Raw genomic sequence first — 15,102 nt, 5'->3', positions numbered from 1 at the left:
CCTCGCTACCCCCCTTCGGAACGGGCGAGGACCAACTCCTGATAGTGGGGTCGCTGGCCAATGTCGTCGAAGACCAGTTCGTCCGCATGTTCGAGGCGCTCGGCATCGGTCCCGTGCAATTCCTCCCGCCGCGCAATTCGACGGCACTTCCGGCAGTCGGACCAAATACAAAGTTCCTTCTGGCGCAGCCGTTTCTTGCCGACACCGTCCGCGCCCTCGAGGATCGCGGCGCGATACGGCTGGCAGCGCCCTTTCCGCTGGGAGTCGAAGGCACGACCGCGTGGCTGAGAGCCGCGGCCGATGCGTTTGGCGTTGAAGACACGACCTTCGTTACGGTCACGCAACCATACCGTGCCCGCGCAGTCCGCGCGCTGGCGCCTTATCGCGAAAAACTTGCCGGCCGCAGTATCTTCCTTTTCCCGGATTCCCAGCTCGAAATTCCGCTGGCCCGGTTTCTGTCGCGCGAATTGTCGATGCAGCTGGTGGAGGTCGGAACGCCCTATCTGCACCGCGAGCATCTGGCCGAAGAGCTGAAGTTGCTGCCCGCCGGGGTAGCGCTGTCCGAGGGACAGGACGTCGATCTGCAACTCGACCGTTGCCGCGCGGCGCGGCCCGATCTGGTGGTGTGCGGGCTGGGGCTTGCCAATCCGCTGGAAGCCGAGGGTCTGACCACCAAATGGTCGATCGAACTCGTGTTCACGCCGATCCATGGTTTTGAGCAGGCCGCCGACCTCGCCGAACTGTTTGCGCGTCCGCTGGTGCGCCGCGCGAAACTGGTGACATGACCATGCAGCTCACGGTATGGACATATGAAGGACCTCCCCATGTCGGCGCGATGCGTATCGCGACCGCAATGCAGGGCGTGCATTATGTCCTTCATGCGCCGCAGGGCGACACCTATGCGGATCTGCTGTTTACGATGATCGAACGCCGGGACCGGCGTCCGCCCGTAACCTACACGACCTTCTCCGCGCGCGATCTCGGCGGTGACACCGCTGAACTGTTCAAGACGGCGGCACGCAACGCCTACCATCGTTTTCAGCCGCAGGCGATGATCGTCGGTGCTTCCTGCACCGGGTCATTGATCCAGGATGATCCCGGCGGTCTCGCGCGCGCGCTCGATTTGCCGATTCCGGTCGTGGCCGTCGACTTGCCAGCGTATCAGCGCAAGGAGAATTGGGGGGCCGCCGAAACATTTTACCAATTGGTGCGCGCGCTGGCCGGACCCTCGGCGCCGCCGACGGGAGCGAAGCGGCCAGCACGTCCGGTCGCCACGCGGCCGCGCTGTAATTTGCTCGGGCCCGCGGCGCTCGGCTTCCGCCATCGCGACGACGTTACCGAAATCACCGGCTTGCTCGCCAGGCTCGGCATCGACGTCAATGTCACGGCCCCGTTGGGCGCGACACCTGCCGATCTCGCCAGACTAGGCGAAGCCGATTTCAACGTGGTGCTCTATCCGGAGATTGCCGGGCAGGCGGCCTCCTGGCTGCAGCGCACCTTCGGACAGCCATCGACCAAAACCATTCCGATCGGCGTATCCGCAACCCGCGAATTCATCGAAGAAGTCGCAAAGCTTGCAGGCATTGATGCGTCGTCGACACTCGCGGCCAGTTCGACGCGGTTGCCGTGGTACTCGCGTTCCGTCGATTCGACCTACCTTACCGGTAAGCGGGTCTTCATCTTTGGTGATGCGACCCACGCGGTCGGCGCCGCGCGCATAGCGTCGGATGAGCTTGGCTTCGAGGTGGTCGGGCTTGGTACCTACGCCCGCGAATTCGGTCGCGAAATTCGCGATGCCGCGAAACTTTACGATGTCGAGCCGCTAATCACCGACGATTATCTCGAGGTCGAGGCCAGGGTCGCGGAACTGCAACCCGAATTGGTCCTGGGCACCCAGATGGAGCGCCATATTGCCAAGCGCCTTGGCATTCCCTGCGCGGTGATCTCGGCGCCGGTGCATGTCCAGGATTTTCCAGCCCGCTACGCGCCGCAGATGGGCTTTGAGGGCGCCAATGTGATCTTCGACACCTGGGTACACCCGCTGATGATGGGCCTCGAAGAGCATCTGCTGGCGATGTTCAAGGACGATTTTGAGTTCAAGGATGGCGCCGTGCCGTCACATCTGGGTATCGGACAGGGGGCGCCGATGGAAGAGACGCCGGCCGCGCCGATTGCAGCATCGACCCTTGTCTCGGACGTCTCCGTCGCATGGGCCGCCGATGCCGAGAAAGAGCTGCGCAAAATTCCCTTCTTTGTTCGCGGCAAGGCCCGCCGCAACACCGAACGCTTCGCCAACGAAAATGGCGTCGCCACCATCACCATCGAGACACTCTACGATGCCAAAGCGCACTACGCCCGCTGACGCGACACCGCTTCGTGTCGTCGTCGTGACCATGGACAGTCATCTGTCCGGCGCCGCTGCGCGCGCACGCAACCTGTTGAAGCGCGATTTTCCCGGGCTCGAGCTTTCGGTGCATGCCGCCGACGAATGGGGCAGCGACGACACGGCGCTCAAGCGATGCACTGCCGATATCGCGCGCGGTGACATCGTGATCGCCACCATGCTGTTTCTCGACGATCACGTCCGCGCGGTGATGCCGGCGCTGGTCGCGCGTCGTAACGATTGTGACGCGATGATCTGCTGCATGTCGGCGGCTGAAGTGGTGAAACTCTCGCGGCTCGGCAAGTTCGACATGAGCGGCGAGGCGCTGGGCGCCATCGCGTGGCTGAAGAAGCTGCGCGGCAACCGCAAGGGTTCGAGCCAGGGCGGCAAGGGCGAGATGAAGATGCTGCGTCAGCTCCCGAAGCTGCTGCGCTTCATTCCCGGCACGGCGCAGGACATGCGTGCTTATTTCCTGACGCTGCAATACTGGCTCGCCGGTTCCGAGCAGAACATCGCCAATATGGTCAGGCTGCTGGTGGACCGTTATGCGGACGGTCCGCGCCGCGGTCTGCGCGGCATTGTAAAGGCCGCCGCGCCGATCGAATATTCCGATATCGGCGTCTATCACCCGCGCATCAAGGGACGTATCGCCGATGCCCTGGAGAAGGTTCCGGCCATCGCGAACGAGCGTGGCACCGTCGGGCTTCTGCTGCTGCGCTCGTATTTGCTGGCTGGCAATTCCGGTCATTATGACGGCGTCATCGCGGCCTTCGAGGCCAAGGGGCTGCGTGTCATTCCGTCATTTGCCAGTGGTCTCGATCAGCGACCGGCGATCGAACGCTTCTTCATGAAGGATGGCCGCAGCGCGGTCGATGCAGTGGTGTCGTTGACCGGCTTCTCGCTGGTCGGCGGCCCTGCCTACAATGATTCGAAAGCGGCGGAAGACATCCTCGCCAAACTCGATGTGCCCTATCTCTCCGCGCATCCGGTCGAATTCCAGACGCTGGAACAGTGGGGCGCGTCGGATCGCGGGCTAATGCCGGTGGAAAGCACCATCATGGTGGCGATCCCCGAGCTTGATGGCGCCGCCGGGCCGATGGTCTATGGCGGCCGGTCCGATGGCGCGGGGGTTCCCTGCACGGGTTGCGAGCGCAACTGCACCTTTGCCCGATCCGCGATCGGCGGCGAGATGCATGTTTGCAGCGAGCGGGCGGAAATGCTGGCGGCACGGACGGCGCGTCTCATCGCGATGCGGCGTTGCGAGCGCAGGGATCGCAAGGTCGCGATCGTGCTGTTCAATTTTCCGCCCAATGCCGGCAATACCGGTACGGCGGCGTTTCTCTCGGTGTTCGAGTCGCTGCATCGAACGCTCGGCGCCATGAAGCGCGAGGGTTATCAGGTCGAGGTTCCTGCCAATGTCGATGCGTTGCGCGAGCGAATCGTCGTCGGCAATGCTGCCCGCTTCGGCGCCGACGCCAATGTCCATGCACGCATCGCCGCCGGGGATCATGTTCGCCGCGAGACTTGGCTGCGCGAGATCGAGGCGCAATGGGGCCCGGCGCCTGGCCGGCAGCAGAGCGACGGAAGCTCGATCTTCGTGCTAGGCGAGCGTTTCGGAAATGTCTTTGTCGGGATCCAGCCGGCGTTCGGGTACGAAGGCGATCCGATGCGGCTGTTGTTCGAGAAGGGTTTCGCGCCGACGCATGCATTCTCGGCATTTTATCGCTGGCTGCGTGAGGATTTCGGTGCCAGCGCGGTGCTGCATTTCGGTACCCACGGTGCACTGGAATTCATGCCCGGCAAGCAGGCGGGCCTTTCCCGCGCGTGCTGGCCTGATCGCATGATCGCCGACCTGCCCAACCTCTATCTTTACGCCTCGAACAATCCCTCCGAAGGGACGATTGCAAAGCGGCGCTCGGCGGCGACGCTGATCAGCTATCTCACCCCACCGGTCGCGCATGCCGGCCTTTACAAGGGCCTCGTCGAGCTGAAGGCATCGATCGAACGCTGGCGCGGCTTGCCGCCCAACGATGATGTGGAGCGCACCGGCCTCGCAGCCCTGATCCAGGCGCAGGCGAGCGCGCTCGATCTTGCGCAAGCGGAACCGGCATGGGCGGATCGGGCCAAGGCCATCGGCAAGCTGGCTGACGCGGTGCTCGAACTCGAATATTCGCTGATCCCGCACGGCCTTCACGTCGTTGGCGAACCGCCATCGGTCGAGCAGCGCATCGAGATGTTGCAGGCGGTGGCTGATGCTTCGCACGGCGTACGCCTCGATAGGGTACTGCTCGAAGCGATCGTGTGCGGCGAGGCGACGGAGCCGTGGCTGGCGACCGGTGGCGCAACGCCGGACCTCTGTAAGCAGCTTGCCGCGATAGACCAATTGCTGGCGCAGGACCACGAGGTACCCGCCATCCTGGGTGCTCTCGACGGCAAGTTCGTGCGACCGAGCCCCGGCGGCGATCTCCTGCGGACGCCGGCGATCCTGCCGACCGGGCGCAATATCCACGGCTTCGATCCTTTCCGGATCCCCAGTGCCTATGCGGTGCAGGACGGCGCAGTTCAGGCGCAGCGGCTGATCGACAAGCACATGGCGGAAGGCCACGGGCTCCCTAAATCGGTCGCGATCGTGCTGTGGGGCACCGACAACCTCAAGAACGAAGGCGCGCCGATCGGGCAGGCGCTTGCATTGCTCGGCGCAAGGCCGCGCTTCGACGGCTACGGCCGCCTGACCGGCGCCGAGTTGATACCGCTCGATCAGCTCAATCGGCCGCGCATCGACGTAATCATCACCATGTCCGGGATCTTCCGCGACCTGCTGCCGCTGCAAATCAAGCTCCTCGCGGAAGCCTGCTTCCTCGCCGCGTCCGCCGACGAGCCGACGGAGCTAAATTTCGTTCGCAGGAGCGCGTTGGTTTATCAAGCTGCACATGACTGCGATCTGGAAACTGCGTCGCTGCGGGTGTTCGGCAATGCCGACGGGGCGTACGGCTCCAACGTCAACCATCTGGTCGAGAACGGCCGCTGGGGCGATGAGGACGAACTTGCGGAGACCTATACGCGCCGCAAGAGTTTCGCCTACGGTCTCAAGGGTCAGCCGGTGCAGCAGACCGCGCTGCTGAAGGACGCGCTGGCAACCGTCGATCTGGCTTATCAAAATCTCGACTCGGTCGAGCTCGGCGTCACCACCGTCGATCATTATTTCGATACGCTCGGCGGAATAAGTCGCGCGGTGCGGATGGCAAAAGGCGGCGCATCGGCGCCGGTCTATATCGGCGACCAGACCCGCGGCGCGGGTACGGTTCGCACGCTGTCGGAGCAGGTCGCGCTCGAGACCCGCACGCGCATGCTCAATCCAAAATGGTACGAGGGCATGCTCAAGCACGGCTATGAGGGTGTTCGTCAGATTGAAGAGCACGTCACCAACACCATGGGCTGGTCGGCGACCACGGGCGAAGTTGCCCCCTGGGTGTACCGCCAGTTGACCGAGACCTTCGTGCTCGATCCTGAAATGCGCGAGCGGCTGGCCTCGCTCAACCCGGTGGCCTCGGCAAAAGTCGCCAACCGGCTGATCGAGGCCCACGAACGCAAATACTGGTCACCCGATCCTGAAATGCTCGATGTCCTGCGCAGGGCAGGCGAAGAGCTCGAAGACCGCCTTGAAGGCGTGGGAGTTGCGGCATGAACATCCAGACCAAGCCATCGTCGCTCAAGAGCCCGTCATGTTGCGGCGACGGGGAAGGCAGCGTTCAGGTCCAGCTCGATCCCAAACTCAAGATCGGCACGGCGAAGGTGTTTTCGGTCTATGGCAAGGGCGGCATCGGCAAGAGCACGACGTCGTCGAACCTTTCGGTGGCATTTTCCAAGCTCGGCAAGCGCGTGCTGCAGATCGGCTGCGATCCCAAGCATGATTCGACATTTACGCTTACCAAGCGGCTGGTGCCGACGGTGATCGACGTGCTGGAGTCCGTCAATTTCCACGCCGAGGAGCTGCGGCCGGAGGATTTCGTGTTCGAAGGCTACAACGGCGTGATGTGCCTGGAAGCCGGCGGGCCGCCGGCAGGAACCGGATGCGGCGGCTATGTCGTCGGCCAGACCGTCAAACTCCTGAAGGAACATCATCTGCTCGAGGACACCGATGTGGTGATATTCGACGTGCTGGGTGACGTCGTGTGCGGCGGCTTCGCGGCGCCGTTGCAGCATTCCGACCGTGCGCTGATCGTCGCGGCCAACGATTTCGACTCGATCTTCGCGATGAACCGTATCGTCGCCGCCATCGAGGCGAAATCGAAGAATTACGGTGTGCGGCTCGGCGGCGTGATCGCCAACCGCAGTGTCGCGACCGACCAGATCGACCGCTACAGCGAGAAGGCGGGCCTGAAGCGGGTCGCGCACTTCCCGGATCTCGACGTCATCCGCAGGAGTCGCCTGAAGAAATCGACGCTGTTCGAGATGGACGAGACACCGGAATTGAAGGCCGTCACCGACGAATACATCAGGCTCGCGACCGAACTATGGGAAGGCAAGACCGAGCCTCTGCCGGGTAAATCACTCAAGGACCGTGAAATCTTCGATCTGTTGGGGTTCGACTGATGTCTGTCGCTACCTATCTCGAGCGGCGCGGAGAGCTGCAAACCTATTTCGACCGTACCGCAGTCGATGCCTGGGCTCGGCTGACTTCGGACGCACCGCTGGGGCGGATCCGGGCGACGGTGCGGGCCGGCCGCGACGAGATGCGCAACACGCTGCTGACGTGGTTGCCCGCGAACATGAGTGGTGCGCGGTTGCTTGATGCCGGCTGCGGCACCGGCGCGCTGTCGATCGAGGCGGCACGGCGCGGCGCTCGCGTGGTCGCCATCGATCTGTCGCCGACACTGGTGTCGGTGGCGCGCGAGCGCATCCCCGGCGATCTCGATTCGACGGCGGTTGAATTCAGATCGGGTGATATGCTCGATCCCAAACTCGGCAAGTTCGATTTCGTGGTCGCGATGGATTCGTTGATCCATTACCGCCCCGCAGACACCTGCCGCATCGTGGCGGGATTGGCCGCGCGCACCGGTGAAGCGCTGCTGATGACATTCGCGCCGAAGACCCCGGCGCTGGCGGTGATGCATGCGGTGGGCCGGTTGTTTCCGCGCCGCGATCGGGCACCGGCCATCGAGCCGGTGGCCGAGCAGAAATTACGGCAATTGCTGATGTCGGAGGAGAGCCTTGAGGGCTGGCAGCTTGGACGCAGCCGCCGGGTCGCGAGCGGCTTCTACAAATCCCACGCTTTGGAGGTGATTCTCCGATGACACGGATTTCGACCACTTTGGCGAAAGGATGGATGCGGCTCGGAACGCGCTTCCTCCCGTTTGCCGACGCGGCAACGAAGGAGCTTCCGCTTTCACGATTGCTGCGGCTGTCGCTGTTTCAGGTGTCGACCGGCATTTCCATCGTGCTGCTGAACGGCACCCTGAATCGCGTGATGATCGTCGAGCTCGGTGTATCTACCCTGCTGGTCTCGCTGATGGTTTCGCTGCCGCTGGTGTTCGCGCCATTCCGCGTTCTGATCGGCTTCAAGTCCGACAACCACCGTTCGGTGCTGGGCTGGCGGCGGGTGCCCTACATCTGGATGGGCACGCTGGTGCAGTTCGGCGGCTTTGCCATTCTGCCCTTCGCTCTGCTGGTGTTGTCGGGTACCGGAGAATATCCGGCGGTGTACGGACAGTTTGGCGCGGCGCTGGCTTTTCTCCTGGTCGGTGCGGGCATGCATACGACCCAGACCGCAGGGCTCGCGCTGGCCACCGATCTGGCGCCGGCGGACTCGCGGCCGCGCGTCGTGGCATTTCTTTACGTCATGCTGCTGTTCGGCATGGCCGGGAGCGCTCTGATCTTCAGCGAGCTGCTGCGGAATTTCAACGAGATCCGGCTGATCCAGGTGATCCAGGGCGTCGCGGTCACCCAATTGCTCCTCAACATCTGCGCGTTGTGGAAGCAGGAGGCGCGCAACCCCTCGCTGACCTCCGCCCTGCGGGAACGGCCCGAATTCCAGCACTCGTGGGCCAAGTTCCGAAATTCGGGCGGCTCGGTCCGCGTTCTGGTTGCGCTCGCGCTGGGTACCTCGGCGTTCTCGATGCAGGACATTCTGCTTGAACCCTATGGCGCCGAAATCCTCAAGCTCACCGTGGGCCAGACCACGGCGCTGACGGCCTTCTTCGCTCTCGGCACGATGGCCGGCTTCGGACTTGCCGCACGAACGCTGGGACGTGACGCCGACCCCTATCGCATTGCGGGCTTCGGCGCGGTGGCCGGCGTGTTCGCATTTTCGGCGGTGATCTTCTCGGCGCCGCTAGACTCGGTTTTGTTGTTCCGGATCGGTACGGCACTCATAGGTTTCGGTGGCGGATTGTTCGCGGCGGGCACGCTGACAGCCGCAATGGCGATCGCCAGGGACGGCGAGAGCGGGCTGGCGCTGGGCACGTGGGGTGCCGTGCAGGCGACCGCGGCCGGCGGCGGCATCGCACTCGGCGGCGGCATCCGCGATGCGGTGTCATCGCTTGCGTCCAACGGTATGCTCGGCCGCGCGCTGACAGATCCATCGACCGGGTACAGCGTCGTCTATCACATCGAAGTTGCTCTGCTGTTCGCCACGTTGGTCGCGATCGGCCCACTCGTGCGCAGCGCAAGGTCTGGCTTGTTTCGGCCGTCATCCAAATTCGGCCTGGCAGAATTTCCAGGTTAGTCAACGAAAGGGAGATCGTTCCATGCAAGAAGGCGCATATTTGGACGTAGCACAGGTTACGCTCTATGTTTTCTGGATATTTTTCGCGTGCCTGATTTTCTATCTCCGCCGCGAAGACAAGCGCGAGGGCTATCCACTTGATTCCACCGCAGGCGGAGGCGGTGTGGTTCACGGCTTCCCGCGGATGCCGGATCCGAAGAAATATCTGCTGCGTGATGGCCACATCGCGACGCTTCCCAACCACAAGAACGATCGCCGTAACGTCGCAGTAGCGCCCATCGCGGTATGGCCGGGCGCGCCGATGGAGCCGACCGGCAATCCGATGCTCGACGGCGTCGGGCCGGGGTCCTGGGCCGATCGCGAGGACGTTCCCGAACTCAACATCGATAACGTGCCTTGCATCGTCCCGTTGCGGCTGGCGGAGGGCACCTATCTGGAACCGCGCGATCCCGATCCACGTGGCATGAGGGTGATCGGAGCCGACAATGAAATCGGCGGCGTGTGTACCGATGTCTGGGTCGATCGCGCCGAGGCCTTGATCCGCTACATCGAGGTCGAGGTTACGACGTCGGCCGGTGCCAGGCGGGTGCTGCTGCCGATGCCGTTCGCGCTGGTCAATCACAAGCGCGGCCGCGTCACGGTCAACGCCATCCTGGGCAGCCAGTTTGCCGATGTGCCGGTTACCAAAAGCCCCGATCAGGTGACCAAGCTCGAGGAAGACCGGATCGCAGGTTATTATGGCGCCGGCACGCTCTACGCCACGCCTTCGCGACAGGAGCCGATGCTGTGAAACAGGATTTTAAACAGTTCAAGGAGCTTCCAGCGCCGCTGCCGGTGGGCGAGCGCGTGATCTGGCAGGGCAAACCGTCTTTCAAAGGGCTGGCGCTGCGCTCGTTTCACATCAGGGAAGTCGCGATTTATTTCGGGCTGCTTCTGATCTGGCGGTTGTGTTCGAACGCGTACCACGGCGCGCCCGCCGGCGAGGCGGTCAAGTCCGCGTTGTGGTTGATCGTTCCGGCGATCAGCGGCATAACCGTGCTCTCCGGCCTCGCCTGGCTATTCCGGCGCGCGGCCTGCTACACCATCACCAGCAAGCGGATCCTGTTCCAGTTCGGCGTTGCGTTGCCGATGACCATGAACATCCCACTCGGCAAGATCGCCAACGCGGCCCTGAAGACATACCGCGACGGCAGCGGCGATATTCCGCTGAAGCTCTCCGATAACGGCCGGGTATCTTACCTGCTGCTCTGGCCGCATATACGGCCGTGGCGACTGCGCGCGCCGGAACCGATGCTGAATTCGATTCCTGACGCGGCCGGGGTCGCCGCGAAACTTGCGGCCGCGCTGACCGGACAACCCGGTCCTTCAGCGATCTCGCTGGTGCAACATGGCGAGACCGGCTCAGCTTCGAACGCGATCGCCAAGTCACCAGCTACCGTGGCAGCCTGAACGGAGAAAACTCATGAGCGAAGTATTTCATGAGCCGGTCGTACCGAAAGGCGGAGTGCTCGCCGGCGCGGCGCTCATTCTGTTCGCACTTGCGGCTGTGACCACGGTGCGTCTGACCGGCGCCGGCGGCACTCACATGACATTGCCGGCCGCGGTCGAAAGCCGCGATCTTCAGTTTGAGGATGGCCAACACGGCGCGGTTCTGGTGTTCGACGCGAGCGATCATCACCTGGTGGATACGCTTGCGCCCGGCAGCAACGGCTTTATTCGCGTCGTGATGCGCGGCCTGGCCCGTGAAAGGAAGCTTGGCGATATCGGCGCTCGGCCGCCGTTCCGCCTCACGCGATATGCAGGCGGCGAGATCACGCTCACGGACACCTCGACCGGCAAGCGGATCGACCTCGGCGCATTTGGATCAACCAATACCGAAGCCTTCGCGCGGCTGCTGAAGCTGCGGAGTTCCAAATGAGCAGGACCTGGGTCGGCGCGCGCAAAAGTTTCAATGTGCCCTGCACGGTGGAGATCGAACAGACGTCCGAGACGCTGCATGCCCATGTCGTGCTCGATGGCGACGTCCAGATTCAGCCAGGCGATGAAGTCATGGTCCATGACGCCCCGACGCGAGTCGAATTCGGCAGCCGGCTCGTCGTTCGCCGAACCGCGACCGTGATCCGCGGCGGCCCGCTGGGCCGCCTGCGCGCAAAGATCGAAGGATATCTCGAATTGACGGAACTCTATGAAGTCAGTTTTTCGGACGGGAGGGCATCATGATCCCCATGGAAGGCGGCAGCCAGGGACAGCTGAAGCAGAGGATCAAGGGCAAAGCCGACAGCACCGATCTGGCGCGGCAGGACACCATCCTGAGCCCGCGCTTCTACACAACTGACTTCGACGCGATGGATCGCCTCGACGTCAGTCTGGTGCGCTCGGAGTGGGACGCCGTCATCAAGGAACTGCGCGCCGATCACAACAAGTCGCACTTCGTCAAGACCGGCGAGTTCAAGAACGATCTCGAGAGCCTTCCGCCGGAGTTGCGCAAGGAGTTCAAGGATTTTCTCGTCAGCTCGCTGACGGCCGAGTTTTCCGGCTGCGTGCTCTATGCGGAGATCAAGAAGCGGATCAAGAACAAGGACATTCACGAACTGTTCGGCTACATGAGCCGAGATGAGGCGCGGCATGCGGGCTTTATCAACGAGATCCTCAAGGATCACGGCATCGGCGTCGATCTCAGCTTTCTGACCCGGGTGAAGAAGTACACCTACTTCCGGCCCAAGTTTATTTTCTATGCGACCTATCTGTCCGAAAAAATCGGCTACGCCCGCTACATTACGATCTTCCGACAGATGGAGCGCCATCCCGAACGTCAGTTCCATCCGATCTTTCGCTGGTTCGAACGATGGTGCAACGACGAGTTTCGCCATGGCGAGGCATTTGCATTGCTGATGCGCGCCGATCCCTCGCTGCTGCGCGGGCATAACAAGCTCTGGATCAGGTTCTTTTTGCTCGCGGTATTCGCGACGATGTATGTCCGCGACCACATGCGGCCCGCGTTCCACGAGGCACTCGGCATGCATCCGACCGACTATGACATGCAGGTGTTCCGGATCACATCGGAGATATCCAGGCAGGTATTCCCGGTGACGCTCGACGTCGACAATCCGCGCTTTGTGGCCGGCCTGGACCGTCTCAGGCACATCTCCGAGAAGATCGCCGATGCGCAAGCCAGGGGCGGCATCGTCTCGAAGCTGAAACGTGCGAGCCTCGCCGCCGCGGCGGCGCTGACCTTCGCACGGCTCTTCCTCCTGCCCGTCAGGCCGAACGAATTGCCGCGCGAAATTTGCTTGCAGCCGGCGTGGTGAAAGGGCAGGACCATGGCCTCCTACATCGTGCCACCGATCTACGCGGCATTCATATGGTGGTTCAGCACCGGGGCCGTGCTTTTGCTGGTCGGGCGCGCGCGAAGATTTGAAATTCTGCGGGCTGTCAGCGCGACGGGCCTTCTGCTCGGATCGCTGCTCGGCCTTGCGCTGACGGCCAACGACACCACCGTAGGCGCTGCGTATGCGGCGTTCAGCTGCACCATCCTGCTATGGGGTGCACAGGAGATTGCGTTTCTCGCAGGATGGCTGACCGGACCACGCGCTGAAGTCTGTCCCATCGGCGCCAGGGGCTGGAGGCGGCTCGGCTTTGCGCTGCAGGCGATCCTTTATCATGAGCTGAGCCTGCTGGCCTGCGGCGCCGCCATCGTCGCGCTGACATGGAACGGTTCGAACCAGGCCGGACTCTGGACCTTCGTGGCGCTCTGGGCGCTCCGGCAAAGCGCCAAGATCAATCTCTTCCTCGGCGTCCCCGTCACCAACGACGAGTTGATGCCGGAGGGCGTCCAATTCCTGAAGACATACTTTGCCCGCAGTCGCGTCGGTGCCTTCTTCCCGATTTCGGTCACGCTGGCCACCGCCGTCCTGGTTATCATGATTCAGCGTCTCGCCGAAGTCGCCGTGACGCCATTCGAAGTGGTCAGCCTGACGCTGGTATCGACATTGTTTGCTCTGGGCGTTGTCGAGCATTGGTTCATGCTGATGCCCTTGCCTGCGATCACGCTGTGGGGTTGGGGCATGCGTTCGCCATTTTCGCCGGAGGACAAGAACATGGAACAAGGTTCGAACACCAAGGCAGGCATCCCACCCAACGTCGTCGTACTGTCGAGCGTGCGGTCCGACGCGGCGCCTGCGAAGTCGCCATCGCTTTGTGCGCGACAGCGACTTGAGGATCAATTTCGGCAGAGGTTCCTTGAACAACACGCGAGAGGCGAAGTCGGCGTTGGCGCTGAGCCACCGGCAACGATTAACGGGAGAACTTCATGAACTACGAAGCCTATTTCCGCCGGCAACTCGATGGCCTGCACCGCGAAGGACGCTATCGCGTTTTCGCCGATCTTGAGCGCAAGGCGGGTGCCTTTCCGCAAGCCAGGCATCACCATGCCGGCGGCGCCGGCGAAGTTACCGTTTGGTGCTCCAACGACTACCTCGGCATGGGCCAGCATCCCGCCGTTTTAGCTGCGATGCATGAGGCGCTCGACAGCTGCGGGGCCGGTGCCGGCGGCACCCGCAACATCGCCGGCACCAACCACTATCACGTGCTGCTGGAGCACGAACTGGCCGGCCTGCATGGCAAGGAGGCCGCGCTATTGTTCACGTCGGGCTATGTGTCGAACATGGCCTCGCTCAGCACGCTGGCCACACGTATGCCGGGCTGCACGATTCTGTCGGACGAACTCAACCACGCCTCGATGATCGAAGGCATCCGGCACAGCCGCAGCGAAACACGCATCTTCGCTCACAACGATCCGCGCGATCTCGAACGCAAGCTGAGCGATCTCGATCCGCATGCGCCAAAACTGGTCGCGTTCGAGTCGGTCTATTCGATGGACGGCGATATCGCGCCGATCGCCGAACTCTGCGATGTCGCTGACGCGCACAATGCCATGACCTATCTCGACGAAGTCCATGCCGTCGGCCTCTACGGCCCGAAGGGCGGCGGCATCGCCGATCGCGAAGGCTTGAGCCATCGCCTGACGGTGATCGAGGGCACGCTGGCAAAGGCCTTCGGTGTGATCGGCGGCTATGTCGCGGCCTCGGCGACGATCTGCGATTTCATCCGCAGCTTTGCATCCGGTTTCATTTTCACCACCTCGCTGCCGCCGGCGGTGGCGGCCGGCGCGCTGACAAGCATCCGCCATCTGAAGGCCAGTTCAGAAGAGCGGGAGCGGCACCAGAATCGGGTGGCGCGGCTGCGCGCGCGGCTCGATCAGGCCGGCGTCGCGCATCTCGATAATCCCAGCCACATCGTGCCGGTCATGGTGTGCGACCCGGTACTGTGCAAGCAGATCAGCGACTTGCTGATCGACCGCTACGGCATCTATGTCCAGCCGATCAACTATCCGACAGTGCCGCGCGGTACCGAGCGGCTGCGCATTACCCCGTCGCCGCACCATACCGACGCCGATATCGAGCATCTGGTGCAGGCGCTGGCTCAAATCTGGGCGGAGGTCGGGCTCGCCAAGGCGGCGTAATCGGTGCCCGGGGGAGATCCGCTCGATGCAGCAGATCCTGCAGAGCACGGCCGTTACGCATGGCTGCGCTGAATCCCAGCTCTTCCGGAACGTAGACGGCAACACGACGCCCGTTTGCGCGACCGTACAGGACATAACGTTGATGCTGCTCGCCAGACCGACAAGCCCGGCAGTTCTCGCGGATGCACCGGCTGCGCCGCAGGCTCAGCGAATCAAGGACCGCGGACCAAAGATCCGCTGATTCAGTCCGCAGCCAGCAGGATGCCGTGGTCAGCAAAATATCGCTCGAGCACTTCGGGCGTGCCGGAAGCATCGGCCAGCGCGACATAGCTATCCGGCCGGAGCAGATAGACTGCGTCGCGCGAAAGCCCGGCGTTCTCGTACTTGGATCGCCAACCGAAAGCGTGCAACAGAACGCCGTGAGCCGCGCACCAGGCTGCGAGCTCTGATCTGGCTGTGCCGTAGACATGAACC

14 protein-coding genes and 1 pseudogene are annotated in these 15,102 nt (G+C 62.9%); 14 read left to right on the top strand and 1 reads right to left on the bottom strand.

The annotated features are described in order from the left end of the window. From ABSG20_RS14495 to ABSG20_RS14430, 14 genes are all read left to right on the top strand, one after another. The coding region (locus tag ABSG20_RS14495) for a ferredoxin:protochlorophyllide reductase (ATP-dependent) subunit N (protein ID WP_423865189.1) at positions 1-785 on the top strand (785 nt) is incomplete at its 5' end. 2 nt (positions 786-787) lie between these two features. Beyond that, positions 788-2,362, top strand: coding sequence for a ferredoxin:protochlorophyllide reductase (ATP-dependent) subunit B (bchB, locus tag ABSG20_RS14490; protein WP_423865190.1), 1,575 nt, complete (start codon positions 788-790; stop codon positions 2,360-2,362). Continuing rightward, positions 2,337-6,068 carry a magnesium chelatase subunit H gene (locus tag ABSG20_RS14485; protein ID WP_423865188.1) on the top strand — a complete coding sequence of 1,244 codons (3,732 nt, stop codon included), beginning with the start codon at positions 2,337-2,339 and terminating at the stop codon, positions 6,066-6,068. Before bchB ends, ABSG20_RS14485 begins: the two co-directional genes overlap by 26 nt. Then, positions 6,065-6,976 (top strand): ferredoxin:protochlorophyllide reductase (ATP-dependent) iron-sulfur ATP-binding protein, encoded by a 912-nt coding sequence (bchL, locus tag ABSG20_RS14480; protein ID WP_423865187.1) that lies wholly within the window; start codon positions 6,065-6,067, stop codon positions 6,974-6,976. The genes ABSG20_RS14485 and bchL overlap by 4 nt, the downstream gene beginning before the upstream one ends. After that, the gene (bchM, locus tag ABSG20_RS14475) at positions 6,976-7,677 is read left to right on the top strand and encodes a magnesium protoporphyrin IX methyltransferase (protein WP_423865186.1); all 702 of its coding nucleotides are present in this window, start codon (positions 6,976-6,978) and stop codon (positions 7,675-7,677) included. The genes bchL and bchM overlap by 1 nt, the downstream gene beginning before the upstream one ends. Then, the gene (locus tag ABSG20_RS14470; protein ID WP_423865185.1) at positions 7,674-9,107 is read left to right on the top strand and encodes a PucC family protein; all 1,434 of its coding nucleotides are present in this window, start codon (positions 7,674-7,676) and stop codon (positions 9,105-9,107) included. The genes bchM and ABSG20_RS14470 overlap by 4 nt, the downstream gene beginning before the upstream one ends. Positions 9,108-9,129: 22 nt before the next feature. Next, positions 9,130-9,897: a photosynthetic reaction center subunit H gene (puhA, locus tag ABSG20_RS14465; RefSeq protein ID WP_423865184.1), complete on the top strand. Its 768-nt coding sequence runs from the start codon at positions 9,130-9,132 to the stop codon at positions 9,895-9,897. Next, entirely contained in the window at positions 9,894-10,556 is a 663-nt protein-coding gene (gene puhB / locus ABSG20_RS14460; protein ID WP_423865183.1) for a photosynthetic complex putative assembly protein PuhB, read from the top strand. Before puhA ends, puhB begins: the two co-directional genes overlap by 4 nt. A 13-nt stretch (positions 10,557-10,569) precedes the next feature. Beyond that, positions 10,570-11,025, top strand: a complete 456-nt coding sequence (gene puhC, locus ABSG20_RS14455) for a photosynthetic complex assembly protein PuhC (RefSeq protein WP_423865182.1) — start codon at positions 10,570-10,572, stop codon at positions 11,023-11,025. Beyond that, positions 11,022-11,327 carry a hypothetical protein gene (locus ABSG20_RS14450; protein WP_423865181.1) on the top strand — a complete coding sequence of 102 codons (306 nt, stop codon included), beginning with the start codon at positions 11,022-11,024 and terminating at the stop codon, positions 11,325-11,327. The genes puhC and ABSG20_RS14450 overlap by 4 nt, the downstream gene beginning before the upstream one ends. Beyond that, positions 11,324-12,415, top strand: coding sequence for a magnesium-protoporphyrin IX monomethyl ester (oxidative) cyclase (gene acsF, locus ABSG20_RS14445; protein WP_423865180.1), 1,092 nt, complete (start codon positions 11,324-11,326; stop codon positions 12,413-12,415). Before ABSG20_RS14450 ends, acsF begins: the two co-directional genes overlap by 4 nt. A 12-nt stretch (positions 12,416-12,427) precedes the next feature. Further along, positions 12,428-13,420 carry a putative photosynthetic complex assembly protein PuhE gene (puhE, locus tag ABSG20_RS14440; RefSeq protein WP_423865179.1) on the top strand — a complete coding sequence of 331 codons (993 nt, stop codon included), beginning with the start codon at positions 12,428-12,430 and terminating at the stop codon, positions 13,418-13,420. Then, a complete protein-coding gene (gene hemA, locus ABSG20_RS14435) occupies positions 13,417-14,628 on the top strand; it encodes a 5-aminolevulinate synthase (RefSeq protein ID WP_423865178.1) in 1,212 nt (403 codons plus the stop codon). Before puhE ends, hemA begins: the two co-directional genes overlap by 4 nt. Positions 14,629-14,653: 25 nt before the next feature. Beyond that, entirely contained in the window at positions 14,654-14,869 is a 216-nt protein-coding gene (locus tag ABSG20_RS14430; RefSeq protein WP_423865177.1) for a hypothetical protein, read from the top strand. A 1-nt stretch (position 14,870) separates the two neighbouring features. On the opposite strand, the pseudogene ABSG20_RS14425 reads toward ABSG20_RS14430, so the two are convergent. After that, a pseudogene (locus tag ABSG20_RS14425) lies at positions 14,871-15,102 on the bottom strand (FAD-dependent oxidoreductase); the annotation flags it as partial.

Source organism: Bradyrhizobium sp. (assembly GCF_049512235.1).
Taxonomy (GTDB): Bacteria; Pseudomonadota; Alphaproteobacteria; order Rhizobiales; family Xanthobacteraceae; genus Bradyrhizobium.
Note: the sequence above shows the minus strand (reverse complement) of the source record. Positions and strands in the feature narration are given on the sequence as shown.